Source organism: Pseudomonas sp. LBUM1666 (genome assembly GCF_059695775.1).
In genome coordinates this window covers 5,541,039-5,559,892 of the sequence record NZ_CP166789.1, presented here as the reverse complement: position 1 = coordinate 5,559,892, position 18,854 = coordinate 5,541,039, and the positions used below count along the sequence as shown (strand labels likewise).

The following is an 18,854-nucleotide window of genomic DNA, read 5'->3' as shown; positions in this document are numbered from 1 at the left end:
AATGCTCAACAGACCCACACAAATCAAATGTGGGAGCGAGCTTGCTCGCGATGACGGAGCGTCAGTCAACATCTCAATCGACTGTTAGTCCGCTATCGTCGGAACGCCGCCCGGAGCAAGCTCGCTCCCACAGGGGTTAGTGGCCGGTGACGATCCGTTGTGAGCCTTCAACAGGTTCGGCATACACCGGACCCAGTCGATCAAGACGCCCGCTCCACGCAGTCAGCGCCAACGCGACCAACACCACCAGACCACCGATCCACGCGGTGTGGATCAGGCCCATGTGAGCAACGATCAAGCCACCGCCCCACGCGCCACCGGCGATGCCGAGGTTGAACGCGGCAATGTTCAGGCCCGACGCCACATCCACCGCATGCGGGGTGTGATGTTCGGCCTGACGCACCACGTAAACCTGCAGGCCCGGCACGTTGCCGAACGCAACCGCGCCCCAGACCAGCACGGTGGCCAGGGCCAGCCATGGGTTGCCAGCGGTAAAGGTCAGTACGAACAACACGGCAGCGAGCAGGGCGAAGATGATTTTCAGGGCGCTGATCGGGCCGCGTTTGTCCGCCAGTTTGCCGCCCCAGATGTTACCGACGGCCACCGAGATGCCGTAGACCAGCAACACCAGGCTGACGGTGCTGGCGCTGAAGCCGGAAATGTCCTGAAGAATCGGTGCTAGAAAGGTGAACGCGATGAACGAGCCGCCGTAACCGACCGCGGTCATGGCGTACACCAGTAGCAGACGGGGTTGCTTGAGCACCTGCAATTGCTGCAACAGTGAAGCCGGTTTGCTGTGGGCAATGTTTTTCGGCACATACAGCAGGCTGCCGATGAACGCGATCACACCCAATGCAGACACCGCGAGGAAGGTTTCACGCCAGCCGAAATGCTGACCAATGAACGTCCCCAGTGGTACGCCGGTGACCAGTGCGACGGTCAGGCCGGTGAACATGATGGCGATCGCGCTGGCGGCTTTTTCCTTCGGCACGAGGCTGGTGGCGATGGTCGAGCCAATCGAGAAAAACACCCCATGGGCCAGGCCTGTGACGATCCGTGCAATGATCAGCGACTCGTAACTCGGCGCTTTCCAGGCCAGCAGGTTGCCGAGGGTGAACAGCACCATCAGCGACAACAGCAGCATTTTGCGCGGGACTTTGCCGGTGAGGGCGGTCAGCACCGGGGCGCCAATGGCAACGCCCAATGCGTAGAGGCTGACCAGCAGGCCGGCGGACGGCAGGCTGACGCCGAGGTCGGCGCCGATGGTGGGTAACAGGCCAACGATGACGAACTCGGTCGTCCCGATGGCGAAGGCGCTGAGGGTCAGCGCGAGCAAGGCAATGGGCATGGCTGCAACTCCGGTGGATTGATTGATGGAGCGCAGTGTCGGGGTTTGGGTTATGCGGAAAAATAGGGGGATGGGCATTTGATATTTGCGTTCTGCGCAAAGATCAAAAGCGCCCCCTCACCCCAGCCCTCTCCCCCAAAGGGGGCGAGGGGGAAGGGAGCAGATCTCCATGCTCTTCAAACCTGAGTTCGACTCGATATTTCAGGTCGACGTAGCTCCAAGAACACCTCGGTAGGCTCCCTCTCCCCAGGGGAGAGGGTTGGGGTGAGGGGGTGGCCCTTGATTTCACCCAAAAACCGAACTTGCCTACAATTCCCCGATCAGTTCCTTACAGTCCCTTTTGCAGGAGCACCGCGTTTGTTCAAGTTCAAGACCGCGATACTACTGGGGGCATTGCTGATTCTGGGCAGCAACGAGCTGGAGGCTGCCGCACTACCGGGTGTGCCGGCCACCGCCGCGACACCACTGGCCCACCCCGAACCGCTGGTACAGGGTGGTTTGCTGGGTGCCATCAGTTCGAGCATTGATCAAGTCCAGGGAAAACTCGATCTCAACGAGGACCTGCTCGACGCCTGGCGTCTGCGTGCAGACCGGGCGGCGGTTGAGGTGGATCAACTGGTCAATCGTCCTTCGGCCCGTTCGAGCTGGAGCGTGGCGGGGGATTTCCTGCTGTTGTCCGGTGTGTGGATGGGCGTCTTTGCGCTGCTCTGGCTGCTGGGAGGGCTGCTCGCCAAACGTCTGTGCCAGAACCGCCTGCTGCTCACTCGCGAGCGCGGTCAGGCTTTACTGGGTTATGTGTTGCCCTACACGGTTCCGGCGCTGATCAGCCTGCCGCTGACGCTGTATGTCAGCCACTTCTTGCAAGTGTCCGCCGGCCGGGCGCTGGCATTGTGTTTCGCCTATGCCACCAGCAGCGGCATTTTCGCCGCGTCGTTGCTGTTGTCGCTGGTGGTGCTGTTCAACGCCGGCCACAAGCGCCGGGCGGTGCAGATTATTCGTCAGTACAGCCCACGACCGCTGTTTTTGATGGGCTTCCTCGTGGCCCTGAGCGATGCGTTGACCAGTCCGCAGATCGCCCGCCTGCTCGGCGGCAATCTCACCAGCAGTGTCGCGGTGTTCACCGGGGTGGCGGCCTCGGTCACCTTTGGCTTTTTGGTGATCAAGATGCGCCGTCCGGTCGCCCATCTGATCCGCATTTTGCCGTTGTCCCAGCGCCTCAGTCAGCCGGCTGTGCGTGAAATGTTGCGGGTCTTTTCCGGGCTCTGGTACTGGCCGATTCTGTTGATGGTGCTGGTGTCGGTGATCAACCTGATCGGCATCGGCGATGACAACCAGAAAGTACTGCGCTGTGCGCTGTTTACCACGGTGTTGCTGATTGCGACGGTGTTTCTCAGCACGTCGCTTCATCACTTGTTCAAGTCGCGCAGTGAGTTGGCCGTACGCCGCAGCAGTGCCTACAAAGAACGCTTTCTTAGCCTTTCCCATGCGTTGCTGCGCATCGCCCTGGCGATTGTTTTCATCGATGTCCTGGGACGCATCTGGGGCGTGTCGCTGTTTGAGTTTGCGGTGAGCAATTCGGTCGGCCGGGCGATCAGCGATTCCCTGAGCCGTATCGGTTTGATTTTCCTGGTGACCTGGATGGGTTGGGTAGTGTTGGATACGGCGATTCAGGAAGCCCTGAAACCACCCGTTAACAAACGCTCGGCGCGCCAACCCAGTACCCGAACAAAAACCATCCTGCCGCTGCTGCGCAACGCGATCAAAATCATCCTGGTGGTGATCTGCGCCATCACCACCATGGCTAACCTGGGGATCAACGTTGCTCCCTTTTTGGCCGGTGCCGGTGTCGTGGGGCTGGCCATCGGTTTCGGTTCCCAGCAACTGGTGCAGGACGTGATCACCGGGCTGTTCATCATCATCGAAGACACGTTGTCGATTGGCGATTGGGTAGTGCTCGACTCTGGTCACGCCGGCACCGTCGAAGGCCTGACCATCCGCACCTTGCGCCTGCGCGACGGCAAGGGGTTTGTGCACTCGGTGCCGTTCGGTCAGATCAAGGCCGTGACCAATCAATCGCGGCAATTCGCCTATGCGTTCTTCTCGGTGCAGTTCACCTACGACACCGATGTCGACAAGGCTATCGAGTTGATTCGCGAGGCCGGGGATTCCATCCGCGACGATGCGTTCCTCAAGTACAACCTGCAAGGGCCGCTGGATGTGTTTGGTGTCGACAAGATGGACCTCAACGGCGTGGTGCTGACGGCACAGTTCCGAACCGTGTCGGGCGGGCAATACGCAGTGAGTCGGGCGTTCAACCAGCGTTTGAAAAAGCTTGTGGATAACAGTCCGTGGGTGCATTTTGCGCAGACTTATCCACAGCAGGTCTTGATGCCCAGACAGGCTGTTGAGCCGCCGCAAAGCGATGGGCTTGCATCGGAGCATTCATCGGTGTTCCTGCCGGATCAGCCGAGAACCCAATGATTTGTGTGGGGGTGATGGCCTCATCGCGAGCTTGCTCGCGATGAGGCCAGCCCGGAAAACATCAATGCCGGATCAGTTTGTTATGCAGTTCAGCACTGTCTTGCTGATCCAGCTCCAACCAAAAAAGCTGCTTACCGGCAATCTCGGCAGCAGCGGGTAATCCATCGCGATACACCAATCGATTACTCGCCAATGCCGGTACTTTTGCACCCGGTAAAAGCGTCCCGGCGAGGTTCAGCGGATCAACCCCACACACGGCAATCAAACTCCCGTCATGCGGCCGTCGCCGCACTTCGCGCAGCAACGGAATGGCTTCAGGCAACGCAAACTGTTCACCCGCCAAGCCACTGACAAACCGCCCGCCGCGAATCTCGCCTCGAGCTTCCAGTCGATGGAAAGTGCGCAGCAATTCCCGCCAGCTCGGCAACCAATCCGCTTCACGTTCCAGCAAGCGCCAGAACACCACGCCGTAGCGCCGGAGCAAGGTCATGGCGATATGTTCCAGGGTGTCGGTAGGCGTGGGCGCGGGGCGCTTGTTATCCACAACCGGCGCAGGCGCCCCGCGCCGCAACAGCGCCCAGCGCCCGGCATCGTCCATCCCGCCGACAAACGCTCCGCGCCCGCGTCGGCTGCTGCGATTCTGTCGCTTGCTGGCCGGCGTAATCAGTGCTCGCAGACCGGCGAAACTGTCGGCGTTCACCAACCCGGCGCCGACCAATTCCTGCAAAGCGATTTCCAGTTCCGAGCGCAGCAGGTGGGCTTCGTGAGTCAGCTCATCAAAAAACAGCGCGCCGTGTTGGCTCAGGGCTTCGTAGACTTTTTGCGTTTTGGGTGACAGTTCGCTGACCGGCGTCTGCTCCGTCAACCCGCTCCATAACCCGACCTGACTGCGTGGCAATAGCAGAATCGGTGTGCTGCGCAGCGCCGTGCTGGCGCTTTTGTTGCGTGCGGTCAGGCGAGTCCAGACCAGTTTGCCGCTGCGACACAGGTCATCAAGCCAACTGGCCGAATAGTCTTTGATCCGCGCCGGCAGGATGTCACTGTCCCAGGCCGAAGCGGCGGCGGGGTAGCCTTCAAACTGACCGACAATCGCGGGCAACACTGCGCTGCCCCGACCCTGGGTTGCGGCAGACAGATGCTGCCAGTCGAACAGGAAACGCATGAAATCCTGCAACGCCACGGGCTCGATTTCCCGCCGCAGACGCTTGACGGTGTAGCGGTGAATCCGCGCCAGCAGGTGCCGTTCGCACCATTCTTCCTCCACCGTGCCGGGCGTGAATTGACCGCGCAGCACATAGCCTTCGCGTTCCAGTTGCGCCAACGCCCGGGTGACTTGAGTCGCCGATAAACCGAGCGGTTCGGCAATCGCGTTCAGCGGCAAAGGACCGAACGCGCTGAGCCGCGCACGGATCACTTCCAGCACCGCTTCGTCCGGCGCCCAGACTTCATCGAACCCGGGCAACGCCTCCAGCGGTGGCTGCAAAATCGCCTGAGGATGAATCGCCCGCAGGCAGGTCAGTCGCTCAAGAGCCAACCATAGCGCTTGCCCGGCATTGACTTGCAAGCGGCTGGCGCGACCGCTGTCGGCCAGGGCGCTCAGCCAGTCGAGCCAGTCTGGATGGGCCTGGGCCTCGACGTCGGTGATGCACGCGAGGCTCATCAACGCCTCATGCATTTCATCGACGCCAGTCGGCGTTGGCCAGGCTTCCTCGCGCACGGCTTGAATCGCTTGCGCATCCAGCGCACCGAGGTCGTCGGTGGACTGCGGATCGCTCCAGCGGCGGTTGAGCACTGCTTGAGTGCGGCGCTCTTCCAGCGGCGCATCATCGAGAAAGGTGTAGGGCCGGGCACTGAGGATTTCCGCTGCCAGCGGCGAGGGAGCCGGCAGGTCGCGGCTGATCAAGCGGATGTCGCCACGTTCCATGCGCCGCAACAACGCCAGCCAGCCTTCGCTGTCCATGGCTTCGTGCAGGCAGTCGTCGAGGGTTTGTTCCACCAGTGGATGGTCGGGAATTTCCCGTTCGCCCGCGAGGTTTTCCACGCAGGCAATCTGATCCGGAAATACGCTGGCGATCAGGTCTTCGCTTTTCATCCGCTGGATCTGCGGCGGAACTTTGCGGCCGCCACTGTAGCGCGGCAGCGCCAGAGCGACCCCGGCATTCCAGCGCCAGCGCACACCGAACAGCGGCGCATCGAGCACGGCTTGAATCAGGGTGTGCTCGGCGTTGTTGCTGTGCAGATAGCGCCAGACATCATCGAGTTCAAAACTGTGGCTGGTGGACAGCGACAGGACGATGGCGTCTTCGCTGGCGGCGGCCTGCAATTCGAAGTTGAAGGTGCGGCAGAAGCGCTTGCGCAGGGCCAGGCCCCAGGCACGGTTGATGCGGCTGCCGAACGGCGTGTGGATGATCAATTGCGTGCCGCCGGACTCGTCGAAAAACCGCTCCATCAGCAGCGTGTCCTGTGACGGCAGGGCGCCCAACGTCAGGCGCGCACGGGCCAGGTAATCGACCAATTGTTCTGCGCTGGCGAGGTTCAGACCAAGGGTGTCGGTCAGCCAGTCGATTGCGGGCTGCAAGTGACCGGGTGTGGCGCCGAGCAGCTCATCGAGTTGCGCTTGCAGGCGGGCCACGGCAAACGACAGTTCCGCGCTGCGCCCCGGCGCTTCGCCGAGCCAGAAGGGGATGGTCGGCGGTTGGCCCTGAGCGTCTTCGACCCGGACCTTGCCGGTTTCGACCCGCAGGATTCGGTAGGAGGTGTTGCCCAATTGGAAGACGTCCCCGGCGATGCTTTCCACCGCAAAGTCTTCGTTGACGCTGCCGATGTTCAGCCCTTGAGGTTCGAGTAAAACGCTGTAGTCGGCGTTGTCCGGGATCGTCCCGCCGCTGGTCACGGCCGTCAGCTTGGCGCCCCGGCGACCGCGCAGGGTGCGGGTCACGGCGTCGCGGTGCAGGTAAGCGCTGCGGATGCCCAGGCGACCGTTGTAGCCTTCAGCGAGCATTTGCAGCAGTGCTTGATAGTGTTTTTCGTCGAGTTCGCGGTAGGGCGAGGCGTTGCGGAACATCTCCAGCAGCGCCTGCTCCTGCCATTCCTGGCAACTGACCTCGGCGATGATTTGTTGCGCGAGTACGTCCAGCGGTGCCTTGGGGATCAGCAAGGTGTCGAGTTCGCCGCGCCGCACGCAGTCGAGCAGGGCGGCGCACTCGATCAGGTCGTCGCGGGTGGTGGCGAACAAACGGCCCTTGGGCGTGCCGCCGACCTGGTGCCCGGAACGGCCGACCCGTTGCAGGAATCCGGCAATCGAGCGGGGCGAGGCGATTTGGCAGACCAAGTCGACATCGCCGATGTCGATTCCCAGTTCCAGGGACGCCGTGGCAATCAGCACTTGCAGGTCGCCGCGCTTGAGGCGCTGTTCGGCGTCGAGACGAAACTCCTTGGCCAGACTGCCGTGGTGGGCGGCCACCGCCTCCTTGCCGAGGCGTTCGCTCAAGTGACGGCTCAGGCGTTCGGCGAGGCGTCGGGTGTTGACGAAAATCAGCGTGGTGCGGTGTTCGCGGGCGAGGGTGGCGAGGCGGTCGTAGACCAGTTCCCAGATGTCATTGGCCATCACCGCCGACAACGGCACAGGCGGTACTTCGATGTCCAGATCCCGTGGGCGGGCGTGGCCGATGTCGATGATTTCGCACGCGCGATCACGGCCAACCAGAAATTGCGAGACGGCTTCGATGGGTTTTTGCGTGGCAGACAGGCCGATCCGCATCAGCGGTTCCGCGCATAACGCTTGCAGTCGCTCGAGGCTCAGGGCCAGGTGGCTGCCGCGCTTGCTGGCGGCAATCGCGTGGATTTCGTCGACGATCACCGTGCGGGCGGTGCTGAGCATTTGCCGACCGGAGTCGGAGCCGAGCAGCACGTAAAGGGATTCCGGGGTGGTCACCAGGATATGCGGCGCGGTCTTGCGCATCGCCGAGCGGTCTTTTTGCGGTGTATCGCCGGTGCGCACGGCGGTGTTGATCTGCAATTGCGGCAGGCCCATCGCGCGTAACTGCTCGGTGATGCCGGCCAGCGGGTTTTGCAGGTTGATCTGGATGTCGTTGGACAAGGCTTTAAGGGGCGAAACGTAGACGACCAGGGTTTCATCCGGCAGATGGCCGCCGTTGGCCATTGCGCGGTGGACCAGGTCGTCGATGACCGCGAGGAACGCGGTGAGAGTTTTGCCGGAGCCTGTGGGTGCGGCGACCAGGGTCGAACGGTGCTGGCGGATCAACGGCCACGCCCGGGCCTGGGCGGCGGTGACCGTCGGGAAGGTGCTGCTGAACCAGGCGCTGACGGCGGGGTGGAAGCCTGCCAGGGCGCTGTCCGTCGGGATTGGCAGATTCATGTCCTGATTTATGCGGGCGAGTCGGGGAAGTTGCAAGCCCTTGAAGCTGGCCGGTATCCCTGTGGCGAGGGGGCTTGCCCCCGTTGGGCTGCGAAGCGGCCCCAGAATCAGCAAATACGTTTCGCCTGGCACACCGCATCGACTGGATAGCGACTGCTTCGCAGCCGAACGGGGGCAAGCCCCCTCGCCACACAGGCGTCGCCGTTCTCAGGTATCTACACTTTACGGATGACGGTTGCGCACTAAACCCGCAAAATGCAACGATTCCGGCAACTATCGACGACATCGCCCGCGAGCGGTGTCGATAAAGCCATTGTTTCAATCAGACTGGGCCTGCTGACTCTATGCGAATGCGCCTTATGTTACTGGGCGGCGGAAATGCCCTTGGGCAGGCGCTGATTCGCCTCGGTGCGGAGGAAGACATCGGCTTCCTCGCCCCCCGCCCACCGCAAGACGGCTGGGACGCCGCGACCCTGACGCAACTGCTCGACGACACCCGTCCGGACGCGTTGATCAACCTCGCCTATTACTTCGACTGGTTTCAGGCGGAGACGGTCAGCGAACAGCGTCTGGCCGGGCAGGAGCGGGCGATCGAGCGTCTGGCCGAACTGTGCCAGCATCACAACATCGTGCTGCTGCAACCGTCGAGCTATCGCGTGTTCGATGGCTCCCGGGCGACGGCCTACAGCGAAAAAGACGAACCGGTGCCCCTGGGCCTGCGCGGTCAGGCCTTGTGGCGAATCGAACAAAGCGTTCGCGCCACCTGCCCGCAACACGTGTTGCTGCGATTCGGCTGGCTGCTGGATGACAGCCCCGACGGCACCCTCGGGCGTTTCCTCGGTCGCGCCGAACTGCCTGAAGAATTGCTCATGGCCGATGACCGCCGGGGCAATCCGACGCCGGTGGATGACGCCGCCCGGGTGATCATCTCGGTCCTCAAGCAACTCGATTGCTCGGCGCCGCTGTGGGGCACCTACCATTACGCCGGGCATGAGGCGACCACGCCGCTGGCACTTGGGCAGGCGATCCTCACCGAAGCACGCGCTCTGCATCCGCTCGCCATCGAAGCTCCGACCGCTCAGGCTCACGCCGCGCGACCGGACGCCGCCGAAGAACCGCAACACGCGGTGCTGGCCTGCAAGAAAATTCTGCACACTTTCGGGATCAAGCCTCGCGCCTGGCGTGCGGCACTCCCGGGCTTACTGGATAGGTTTTATCGCCATGGCTGACGGCCCTGTTTTAATCACCGGCGGTGCCGGTTTCATCGGCTCGCACCTCACCGATGCCTTGCTCGCCAAGGGCCATTCGGTGCGCATTCTCGATGACCTCTCCACCGGCAAGCGCAGCAACTTGCCGTTGGACAATCCCGGCGTCGAACTGATCGTGGGCGATGTCGCCGATGCCGCGCTGGTCGCGAAGGCGATGATCGGTTGCAGCGCGGTGGCGCACCTGGCCGCGGTGGCCTCGGTGCAGGCGTCGGTGGATGATCCGGTGAAGACTCACCAGAGCAATTTCATTGGTTCGCTGAATGTCTGCGAAGCCATGCGTCAGACCGGTGTCAAACGGGTACTGTACGCCTCCAGCGCGGCGGTCTACGGCAACAATGGCGAAGGCGAGTCGATCGACGAAGACACGCCCAAGGCACCGTTGACGCCCTACGCTTCGGACAAGTTGGCGAGCGAGCATTACTTCGATTTTTACCGTCGCCAACATGGTCTGGAGCCGGTGGTATTTCGCTTCTTCAACATCTTCGGCCCTCGCCAGGATCCGTCCTCGCCGTACTCCGGGGTGATCAGCATTTTCAGCGAGCGCGCGCAGAAGGGCCTGCCGATCACGGTGTTCGGGGACGGTGAGCAGACTCGCGATTTTGTCTACGTCGAAGACCTGGTCGACTTGCTGGTGCAAGCCATCGAGAAACCGCAGGTCGAAGTCGGCGCGGTGAACGTCGGCTGGAACCAGGCCACCACGCTCAAGCAAATGCTTGAAGCCCTTGAAACGGTGGTCGGTCAATTGCCGCCGGTGAGCTATGGCCCGGCGCGCTCCGGTGACATCCGCCATTCGCGAGCGAACAATCAGCGTTTGCTGGAGCGCTTTACCTACCCGGAACAGACTCCGATGCGTGTCGGCCTGGCGCGATTGTTGGGGCTCTGAGGTTTACGCAGTCATGAAAAAGGCGCTTTTCGAGGCGCCTTTTTTGTGCGGCAATTTTAGAACTTGTAACCCAGGCCAACCATGTAGATGAACGGGTCTACGTCCACATCGACCTTGGCGCGAGTGCCTTGTGCCACTGCGTTATTTTGCACGGTCGCGGTGGTGTCGATGTCGATGTAGCGCACCTGGGCGTTGATCATGATGCTGTCGGTCAGCATGTAGTCGGCGCCGACCTGGAAGGCCATGCCCCAGGAGTTATCCGCTTTGAAATTGCTGAAGCCGTTGGCGCTGGCTTCGCTGCCAACGTGCTCGTCGTAGATCCAGGTGTAGTTGATACCGGCACCGACATACGGCTGAAAGGCGGACTTCCCGTCCAGTGGGTAATAGACAATGCTCAAGGTGGGCGGCAGGTGTTTCAGCGTACCAAGTTTGCCGTTGGCCGCGCCGAGGGCGGTGCCTTTGAGCTTCACGTCATGCTCGAACGGCGAGGCTGCCAGCAGCTCGATCCCCCAGTGGCTGTTGAGCATGTAAGCGAAGTTCAAACCCAGTTGCGTGTCGCTGCTCATGGTGGCCTTGCCACCCAGATCGGCACCCTTCAGCGGACCTTGATCAACCTTGACGCTGGAGCTGTCGGCTTTCGGGTTGACGGTGATTGCACCGGCACGAACGATGATATCGCCGGCTTCGTGGGCGTAGGCTAACGGTGCTGCGAGCGCGAGGGCAAACAGCGAAGCGCTGAGCAAGGACTTGTGCATGGAGGGCTCCAAAGGACGTTAAAAATTTTTGATGTCCAATGGTACGGAGCTGTCTGATACGGTCTTTTGACTCAGCTCAATGAAACAGTGATGGCCCCGTTTTTTGTGGAATCTTTGAGGGCCTTATCGCGAGCAAGCTCGCTCCCACAGGGATCACCTGAATCCTGTGGGAGCGAGCTTGCTCGCGATGGCTATCTAACAATCAACACATAACTGCCGGTTTCACTCCGGCAATTCATACGCATAAATCTTGTCCGCCTGCATCTGATACCCGGCATCCGCCAACTCGCTGGTCGACGCTTTAACCTGCAATGCCCCTTCGATCCAGTACGGCTGATACAACTCGTCAAGCTTCACACCCACCTCGCTTTTGACGTGCACGATCTGGTTCGACGGCGGTGGCGGCACGTGGATGCAGGCGCCGAAATAAGGCACCAGCAGAAACTCCGTGGTGCGACCTTCTTCACTCACTTCCAGCGGCACGATGTAGCCCGGCAGTCGAATGTTCTGACCGTCGAGGCTTTTCACCACCGGTGCATTGGGCATGTCTTGCTTGGCCGCTGGCGCCGATTCGGCGGCCAACGCGTTGCCCATCTGCGACAGGTCGTGCAGCGGCGTCATGTTCGGTACTTCCGGTGCGGCGTCTGGCGGGATCATTTCCGACCAGGTCAGGTCTTTCGGCTCGGCCGCCCACAGGGGCAAGGCGACCAGCATCAACAGCGCAAGCACAGCGCGGGGCATATTCAACGTCCTCATAAACGGATCGACAGGCCATCGGCCAAAGATTGGCGATACGCGCGCCAGGCCGGCACGCTGCCCATCAGCAACGCGGCGATCAGGATGCCACCGAGCAGCGTCCATTCATATTCGCTCGGCCAGGCCAGCGGCAGGTACAAGCCATAATTCGCTTGCACATAACCTTGGGCCAAGGCGATGCCTACATACAAAAGACCCACCCCGGCAATCACGCCCGACAACGCCAGGGCAAACGCCTCCAGCACCAGCAACGTCGCGATGTGCCACGGCCGGGCACCCACCGAACGCAGAATCGCCATCTCCCGACGGCGTTCGTTGAGGCTGGTGAGGATTGCCGTGAGCATGCCGATCAACCCGGTCAGCACCACGAACAGCGAGACCACGAACAAGGCTTTTTCCGCCGTGCTCATCAAACTCCACAGCTCTTGCAGCGCCACGCCCGGCAGGATCGCCAGCATCGGTTCACCCAGAAATTCATTGATCTCGCGCTGTAGCGCGAAGGTCGAAATCTTGCTGTTGAGACCGAGCATGAACGCCGTGATCGCTTGCGGCGTCAGGTCCATGTTGCGTGCCTGATCGGCACTGATCCGACCGTTGCCGCGCGCCGGCACGCCGTTGTGCCAGTCGATGTGTATGGCTTCCATACCGCCGAGACTGATGTGCAGCGTGCGGTCCACCGGGGTGCCGGTGCGTTTGAGAATGCCGACCACGGTGAACGGCTTGTCGTCGTGCTTGACCAGGCTGATCACCGCCACGCCGTGGGCCAGCACCAGTTTGTCACCGAGTTTGTAGTGCAGCGCTTCGGCCACTTCGGCACCGAGTACCACTTCAAACGGATCAGTGGCGAAGGCACGGCCGTCGGCCAGTTCCAGGTGTTGCTGATGTCCGTATTGGTAATGCTCGAAGTACGCCTCGGTGGTGCCCATCACTCGGAAACCGCGATGGGAGTCGCCGAGGGACATCGGGATTGCCCACTTCACTTTCGGGTTGTTGGCGAAGTGTTCGAAGCTGTCCCAACGGATGTTGTTGGTGGCGTTGCCGATGCGGAACACCGAGTACAGCAACAGGTTCACCGAACCGGAGCGGGCGCCGACGATCAGGTCGGTACCGCTGATGGTGCTGGCGAAACTGGCCTTGGCTTCGGTGCGCACCCGTTCCACCGCGAGCAGCAGGCAGACCGACAGGGCAATGGCGAACGCGGTGAGGATCGCGGTGAAGCGGCGATTAGCCAGGCTGGCCATGGCTAGACGAAACAAATACATCTCAGACCTCGGACGGGGTGGCGGCGCGATTGAGATCGGCCAGCGACAAGTGGCGATCGAACAGCGGTGCCAGGCTCTGGTCATGGCTGACGAACAGCAGGCTCGATCCGGCTTCGCGGCATTCGGCGAACAGCAAGCGAATGAAGTTCTCGCGGGCGTCGTAATCCAGGGCCGAAGTCGGTTCGTCGGCGATCACCAATTCAGGCTGACCGATCAACGCGCGCGCAGCGGCAACGCGTTGCTGCTGGCCGATGGACAGCGAATCGGCGCGGCGGCCGAGCAGGTTTTGGTCCTTCAGACCCAAGTGGGCAAGGAGGGTGGCCGCCGCCTGATCGACGCTGCCGTGACGCTGGATCGCCCGTTCCGCGCGCAGTTTGGAAAAGTGGCAGGGCAACTCAACGTTCTCGCGCACCGAGAGAAACGGCAGCAAATTGAACTGCTGGAAGATGTAGCCGGTGTGATCGACCCGGAAACGGTCGCGAGCACCGGCCGAGAGTTCGGTCAGCTCCTGGCCCAGCAAGCGGATGCTGCCGCGATCAGGCTTCTGCACACCGCCGAGCAGGCCGAGCAGGGTGGTCTTGCCGCTGCCGCTGGGGCCTTTGAGGAACAGGGTTTCTCCAGGCTCCAGGCGAAACGCCGGGATATCCAGCAGCGGCGGATGACCGGGCCAGCTGAAGCCCAGGTCGGACAGTTCGATGAGTGCTTGGGTCATAGCGCCGATTTCATGGGTTTGTCTCAATCTCACATTCAACACAACCCCTTGTGGGAGCGAGCTTGCTCGCGATGAGGCCATAACATTCAGCATCTATGTTGACTGTTAAACCGCCATCGCGAGCAAGCTCGCTCCCACAGGGATCTTCGGTGAATTTAGAATTTCAGGGCCGCAGCCTTGGCCGTCACTTCAACCCCTTGCTGCCCGCTCGGGCTGATCAGTTGTACCTGAATCTTCTGGGTCGCCGGGAAGGTGTTGAAGATGTTCGCCAGGTCCAGGTTTTTCAGCGCGCCCGGTGCCGAGCAACTGAATTGATAATGAGCGTGGATTTCGCTGTGGTCGTGGTGATGTTCGCCCTTGGCCTCTTCGTCATGATCATCATCGGCATCCGGCTTGTCGCCGAACAACGGGCTTTCCAGTTCCTGTGTCGCGACCACGCAACCAGCGGCTTTCGGCAGGTTGAACAGCACCAGCGGTTTCTCTAGCTGCGCACGAACGGCGGTGACTTTGGCCTTGTCGGCGTCGGTGGCGGCGGCGTGTTCGAAACCCACCAGGTTCATCGCCGGGCTTTCCAGTTCCAGCTCCAGGGTTTGACCATCCAGTGCTGCGTTCAGGCGGCCGACACCATGTTCGTGGGCGCTGAGGCTGCCGTGCTCATGATCATGTTCATCAGCGGCGTAGGCGACGGCCAGCGGTAACAGGGCAAACGGCAGAGCGAGAAGCAGACGGCGCATGGCGGGTCTCCGAAAAGTAAAATGAAGAGTTTGTTATGTAATCTTATAACGTAAGTGGCGAGAGTTTGACCGCCTGCTTGGCGTTGCACAAGTCCCATGGGAGCATGCAAGTCAGAAATGTGCAGGAGCAGACTTATGTTGCGTATACGCGGAAGCATCGGCGACTGGCCGGTGGATTTGACTCTGGAGATGGATGACGGCGACTGGGCACGGCTCGGTGCGCAGTTGCAGGTGATGAAGCCGGAGGCCAGTGCAGTGCCGGCAAAACCGATCAATCAGGATGATGCGCTGTGGCAGATCGCCAAGGATTTGCTGCGCAAGGCCGGGCAATTGAGCGGTCCGGATTTGCTGGATCAGTTGGAAGGACTGACCGGCAGCGCGGCGTCGGGCAAACGCTTGCTGGTGCGTTTGCGCCACTGCTCTGATGTGAAAGTGACGAGCGGCGGGGATACGCCGCTCTACAGCTGGATCAACGCAGGTTAATAAAGTGCAGCAAACAACTTGCGGCGGTACGTGGTCACCAGCGGGTGATCGTTACCCAGCAGTTCGAACACCTGCAGCAAGGTCTTGTGCGGCAGGCCTTCGCTGTAGCTGCGATTACGCACGAACAGCTTGAGCAACGCATCCAGCGCCGCATCGTACTGCTGACGGGCCAGTTGCTGGATCGCCAGCTGATAAACCGCTTCATCGTCCTGCGGATTTTTCGCCAGACGCGCTTTCAGGTCTGCCGCATCCGGCAGGTCCTTGGCCTGACCGAGGAACTGGATCTGCGCCTTGGCGCCGGCGAGGGCGGCCTTGTGCTCGTCGCTCTTGACCGCGTCGAGCACGGTTTGTGCTTCGCTCAACTCGCCACGTTCGGTGAGGCAGCGGGCGTAGAGAATCAGCGCCTTGGCATTGGTGTTGTCTTCGCCCAGCAGCACTTTGAGGGTGGCTTCGGCATCGGCGAAACGGTTGTCATCAAACAGCGCCTGAGCCTGTTCGAACGGGTCGGCAGCCGCCGGCGGCGGCATTTGCACGTGAGGCTCAAGCATCGCGCGCACGGCGGATTCCGGCTGTGCACCGGCGAAACCATCCACCGGCTGACCGTCCTTGAACAGCACCACCGTCGGCAGGCTGCGAATGCCGAAGCGCGAAACGATGTCCGGTTCGACGTCGCAGTTGACCTTGGCCAGCAGCAACTCGCCCTGATAGCTCTCGGCGATGGTTTGCAGCATCGGCATCAACGCCTTGCACGGCGCACACCATTCGGCCCAGAAATCCACCAGCACCGGTTTGTGGAAAGAGTTCTCGATCACCGACTGCTCGAAATCGGCAGTCGTGGCGTCGAAGATGTACGGCGTTTCCTGACTCATGGGGGATCTCGTAAAAGCGTGAATGGGGCAACTATAAGGCTAGCCGCGCCGCGCGTGGTAGAGGCTCACATGCCGAAACTCTTCGGGCTCGGCCAGATCGGGCAAGGTCATCGCCTCCAGCATCTCGATGCGTTGATACAACGGGTGGCGAAAATCCCTCACGCGTGAATCGGCCACCAGGGCTTCCTGGCCGCGACTCAAGAATTCATCGAGCAACGGCAGATTCGCCCGGTCGTACAGCACGTCGGCCACCAGAATCAGATCAAACCGATCCGCCTCGGCGAAAAAGTCCGTCGAGTAGTTGAGGTGTACACCATTGAGTTCGGCATTCGCCCGACACGCCGCAATCGCCAGCGGGTCGAGGTCACAGGCCACCACTTCCAGCGCTCCGGCCTTGACTGCCGCGATCCCCGCCACCCCGGAACCGGCGCCGAAATCCAGCACCCGTTTGCCTTTGACCCACTCAGGGTATTCGGCGAGATAGCGGGCGACCGCCAGACCACTGGCCCAGCAGAAACTCCAGTAGGGCGGCTCATGCAGAATCCGCCGGGTTTCTTCCGGGCTGAACGCGCGGTCCATGTTGTCGCCGTCGATCAGCCAAAGCTTCAGGTCGGTATCGGGTAATTCACAGGCAACCAGCTGTGCGTCACCGAGCAGTTCGCCTAGCGCCTGTTGCAGGTCGAGCGGTGCAATCATGGCGCTTTGACGAATTGCAGCTGACCCAGCACTTGCGTCGTTGGCTGGCTGATGACTTGCGACGGCAGATGCAAAATCAGCTGGCCGGACTGGCTGGCGCGGCCACGCAGTTCAACACGTGCACCGACCGGAAAGGATTCCGGGTTGAAACGCAGGTGAAACGGCAGAACCTGATTGGTGCCGATCAGGCTGGAACTGGCCAGCAATTGTTGCGGACGGTCCTTGTCGTCGATCACCAGCAGCGCCAGCTCGACTTCGGCACCGACCGGCACACCTTGCAGGGTGCCGCTCAATTCACGCTGATACGCCGGCAGCGGGCCGAGGTTGGCCGATTCCTTGGCTTTCTTCTGTGCCTGTTGTGGTGCGGGGCCGGGCGTCGGCGGCTGGGGCTTGGGCGCATCGCTGCTGCAGGCCACCAGCAGGCTGAAAAGACTGAGCAAAACGAGCGGTCTTAGGGACATTTTCGGCTCCAGCAAGGTGAAATCCATGGATCTAGCTTTATAGCCCGTCTGTATACCGCAAACCCTATGGCTTGTCTTGCCACGGGGATGCGCTACCATGGCCCTCCCTTTTTTTGTTGCCTGCCACCATGCACTGTCCCTTCTGCGGTGCCAACGACACCAAGGTCATCGACTCGCGTCTGGTCGCCGAGGGCGAACAGGTACGCCGCCGGCGTGAATGCCTGGCCTGCGGCGAGCGTTTCACGACGTTCGAGACGGCCGAACTGGTGTTGCCGCGCCTGATCAAAACCGACGGCAGCCGCCAGCCGTTCGACGAAGAAAAACTCCGCGCCGGCATGCAGCGTGCGCTGGAGAAGCGCCCGGTGAGTGTCGAGCGCCTGGAATCGTCGTTGGTGCACATCAAACACAAACTGCGCGCCACCGGTGAGCGAGAGGTTAAATCCCTTGTCGTCGGTGAACTGGTGATGGCCGAGCTGCAAAAGCTCGACGAAGTCGCCTACATTCGTTTCGCCTCCGTGTATCGGCGCTTCCAGGACCTCAACGAGTTCCGCGAAGAGATCGATCGCCTGGCCCGTGAGCCGGTGAAAGAATGACCACCTCCGCAGAACAAGCCATCCTCGACGCCCATTACATGGCCCGTGCCCTGGAACTGGCGCGCAAAGGTCATTACACGACACACCCCAACCCTCGGGTTGGCTGCGTGATCGTGCGTGACGGGCAAATTGTCGGCGAAGGCTGGCACGTGCGTACCGGCGAGCCGCATGCCGAAGTCCACGCCCTGCGTGCCGCAGGCGACAAGGCTCGAGGCGCCACCGCTTACGTGACCCTCGAACCGTGCAGCCACCACGGCCACACGCCACCCTGCGCCGATGCGTTGGTGAATGCCGGCCTCGCACGGGTCGTCGCGGCGATGCAAGACCCGAACCCGTCGGTTGCCGGTCGTGGCATGCAGCGCCTGGCTCAGGCCGGTATTGCTACCGAAAGCGGTGTGCTGGAAGGCGAAGCGCGCAAGCTCAATGAAGGTTTCCTCAAGCGCATGGAGCACGGCTTGCCATTCGTGCGGGTCAAGTTGGCCATGAGCCTCGACGGTCGCACGGCGATGGAAAGCGGTGAAAGCCAATGGATCACCGGCTCGGCGGCGCGTTCGGCGGTACAACGCCTGCGCGCTCAGGCCAGCGTAGTGCTGACCGGCGCCGACACGGTGCTGGCAGACAACGCCCGTCTCACCGTGCGTGCTGATGAGTTGGGCCTGGATCCTGAGCAAACGGCCCTGGCCATGAGCCGTCCGCCGCTTCGCGTGCTGATTGACGGCCGCCTGCGCGTGCCGCTGGACGCGCCGTTCTTCAAGGCCGGGCCTGCATTGGTCGCCACGTGCATGGCGATCGAGGAGCAATACGCCAACGGTCCGGAATGCCTGATCGTGGCGGGTGAGGATGGCTTGGTCGACTTGCGCAAACTGCTGGTCGAACTCGCCGCCCGTGGGGTCAACGAAGTGCTGGTCGAAGCGGGGCCGCGTCTCGCCGGGGCTTTCGCTCAGCAAGGGCTGGTGGACGAATTCCAGATTTTCATCGCTGGCAAGTTTTTAGGTTCGTCTGCGCGTCCGTTGCTGGATTGGCCGCTCGCGCAAATGAAGGATGCGCCTGAACTCAAAATCACCGAAATTCGCGCGGTTGGCGATGACTGGCGAGTCATCGCCATTCCTTCGCCAGCGGCGAGCGTATAATTCCGGGCCTGCGCCACGCGACGGCCCTGTTCTCGAGGAGGACTC

General features: G+C 61.6%; 16 protein-coding genes. 6 read left to right on the top strand and 10 right to left on the bottom strand.

Annotation, left to right across the window (positions count from 1 at the left end):
- Window positions 1-136 precede the first annotated feature (136 nt).
- Window positions 137-1,348, bottom strand: coding sequence for an MFS transporter (locus ACA056_RS25645; protein WP_497268685.1), 1,212 nt, complete (start codon window positions 1,346-1,348; stop codon window positions 137-139).
- Window positions 1,349-1,705: 357 nt separating this feature from the next.
- Between ACA056_RS25645 and ACA056_RS25640 the strand changes: the two genes are divergently transcribed.
- Window positions 1,706-3,829: a mechanosensitive ion channel family protein gene (locus ACA056_RS25640; protein WP_497268683.1), complete on the top strand. Its 2,124-nt coding sequence runs from the start codon at window positions 1,706-1,708 to the stop codon at window positions 3,827-3,829.
- Window positions 3,830-3,890: 61 nt separating this feature from the next.
- On the opposite strand, the gene ACA056_RS25635 is transcribed toward ACA056_RS25640, so the two are convergent.
- A complete protein-coding gene (locus ACA056_RS25635; protein WP_497268681.1) occupies window positions 3,891-8,207 on the bottom strand; it encodes a DEAD/DEAH box helicase in 4,317 nt (1,438 codons plus the stop codon).
- A 344-nt stretch (window positions 8,208-8,551) separates the two neighbouring features.
- Here ACA056_RS25635 and ACA056_RS25630 point away from each other — a divergent pair, with 344 nt between their 5' ends.
- Complete coding sequence (locus ACA056_RS25630) at window positions 8,552-9,436, top strand: sugar nucleotide-binding protein (RefSeq protein WP_046053235.1); 885 nt, start codon at window positions 8,552-8,554, stop codon at window positions 9,434-9,436.
- Window positions 9,429-10,358 (top strand): UDP-N-acetylglucosamine epimerase PgnE, encoded by a 930-nt coding sequence (gene pgnE / locus ACA056_RS25625; protein WP_497268679.1) that lies wholly within the window; start codon window positions 9,429-9,431, stop codon window positions 10,356-10,358. Before ACA056_RS25630 ends, pgnE begins: the two co-directional genes overlap by 8 nt.
- A 56-nt stretch (window positions 10,359-10,414) precedes the next feature.
- Here pgnE and ACA056_RS25620 read toward each other — a convergent pair whose 3' ends face one another.
- The 5 genes from ACA056_RS25620 to ACA056_RS25600 all read right to left on the bottom strand — a co-directional run bounded on the left by ACA056_RS25620 (window position 10,415) and on the right by ACA056_RS25600 (window position 14,577).
- Window positions 10,415-11,113: an OmpW/AlkL family protein gene (locus tag ACA056_RS25620; RefSeq protein ID WP_497268677.1), complete on the bottom strand. Its 699-nt coding sequence runs from the start codon at window positions 11,111-11,113 to the stop codon at window positions 10,415-10,417.
- A 222-nt stretch (window positions 11,114-11,335) separates the two neighbouring features.
- Window positions 11,336-11,854, bottom strand: a complete 519-nt coding sequence (locus ACA056_RS25615; RefSeq protein WP_497268675.1) for a DUF3299 domain-containing protein — start codon at window positions 11,852-11,854, stop codon at window positions 11,336-11,338.
- A gap of 11 nt (window positions 11,855-11,865) precedes the next feature.
- Window positions 11,866-13,131, bottom strand: a complete 1,266-nt coding sequence (locus ACA056_RS25610; protein ID WP_497268673.1) for an ABC transporter permease — start codon at window positions 13,129-13,131, stop codon at window positions 11,866-11,868.
- Window position 13,132: 1 nt separating this feature from the next.
- Window positions 13,133-13,843, bottom strand: a complete 711-nt coding sequence (locus ACA056_RS25605) for an ABC transporter ATP-binding protein (RefSeq protein ID WP_497268671.1) — start codon at window positions 13,841-13,843, stop codon at window positions 13,133-13,135.
- 155 nt (window positions 13,844-13,998) lie between these two features.
- A complete protein-coding gene (locus ACA056_RS25600) occupies window positions 13,999-14,577 on the bottom strand; it encodes a DUF2796 domain-containing protein (protein ID WP_497268669.1) in 579 nt (192 codons plus the stop codon).
- A 135-nt stretch (window positions 14,578-14,712) separates the two neighbouring features.
- Here ACA056_RS25600 and ACA056_RS25595 point away from each other — a divergent pair, with 135 nt between their 5' ends.
- Entirely contained in the window at window positions 14,713-15,060 is a 348-nt protein-coding gene (locus ACA056_RS25595; protein ID WP_497268667.1) for a hypothetical protein, read from the top strand.
- Here ACA056_RS25595 and trxA read toward each other — a convergent pair.
- From trxA to ACA056_RS25580, 3 genes are read right to left on the bottom strand one after another with little or no spacing between them, the layout of a single operon-like run.
- Window positions 15,057-15,929 (bottom strand): thioredoxin, encoded by an 873-nt coding sequence (gene trxA, locus ACA056_RS25590; RefSeq protein WP_415765701.1) that lies wholly within the window; start codon window positions 15,927-15,929, stop codon window positions 15,057-15,059. The genes ACA056_RS25595 and trxA overlap by 4 nt on opposite strands.
- A gap of 39 nt (window positions 15,930-15,968) precedes the next feature.
- The gene (locus tag ACA056_RS25585) at window positions 15,969-16,625 is read right to left on the bottom strand and encodes a class I SAM-dependent methyltransferase (protein WP_497268665.1); all 657 of its coding nucleotides are present in this window, start codon (window positions 16,623-16,625) and stop codon (window positions 15,969-15,971) included.
- On the bottom strand, window positions 16,622-17,086 hold the full coding sequence (locus ACA056_RS25580) for a hypothetical protein (protein WP_497268663.1): 465 nt from the start codon (window positions 17,084-17,086) through the stop codon (window positions 16,622-16,624). Before ACA056_RS25580 ends, ACA056_RS25585 begins: the two co-directional genes overlap by 4 nt.
- A 128-nt stretch (window positions 17,087-17,214) precedes the next feature.
- Here ACA056_RS25580 and nrdR point away from each other — a divergent pair, with 128 nt between their 5' ends.
- Both nrdR and ribD read left to right on the top strand, forming a co-directional pair.
- Window positions 17,215-17,679 carry a transcriptional regulator NrdR gene (gene nrdR / locus ACA056_RS25575; protein ID WP_003228656.1) on the top strand — a complete coding sequence of 155 codons (465 nt, stop codon included), beginning with the start codon at window positions 17,215-17,217 and terminating at the stop codon, window positions 17,677-17,679.
- A complete protein-coding gene (ribD, locus tag ACA056_RS25570) occupies window positions 17,676-18,809 on the top strand; it encodes a bifunctional diaminohydroxyphosphoribosylaminopyrimidine deaminase/5-amino-6-(5-phosphoribosylamino)uracil reductase RibD (protein ID WP_497268661.1) in 1,134 nt (377 codons plus the stop codon). The genes nrdR and ribD overlap by 4 nt, the downstream gene beginning before the upstream one ends.
- Window positions 18,810-18,854 lie beyond the last annotated feature (45 nt).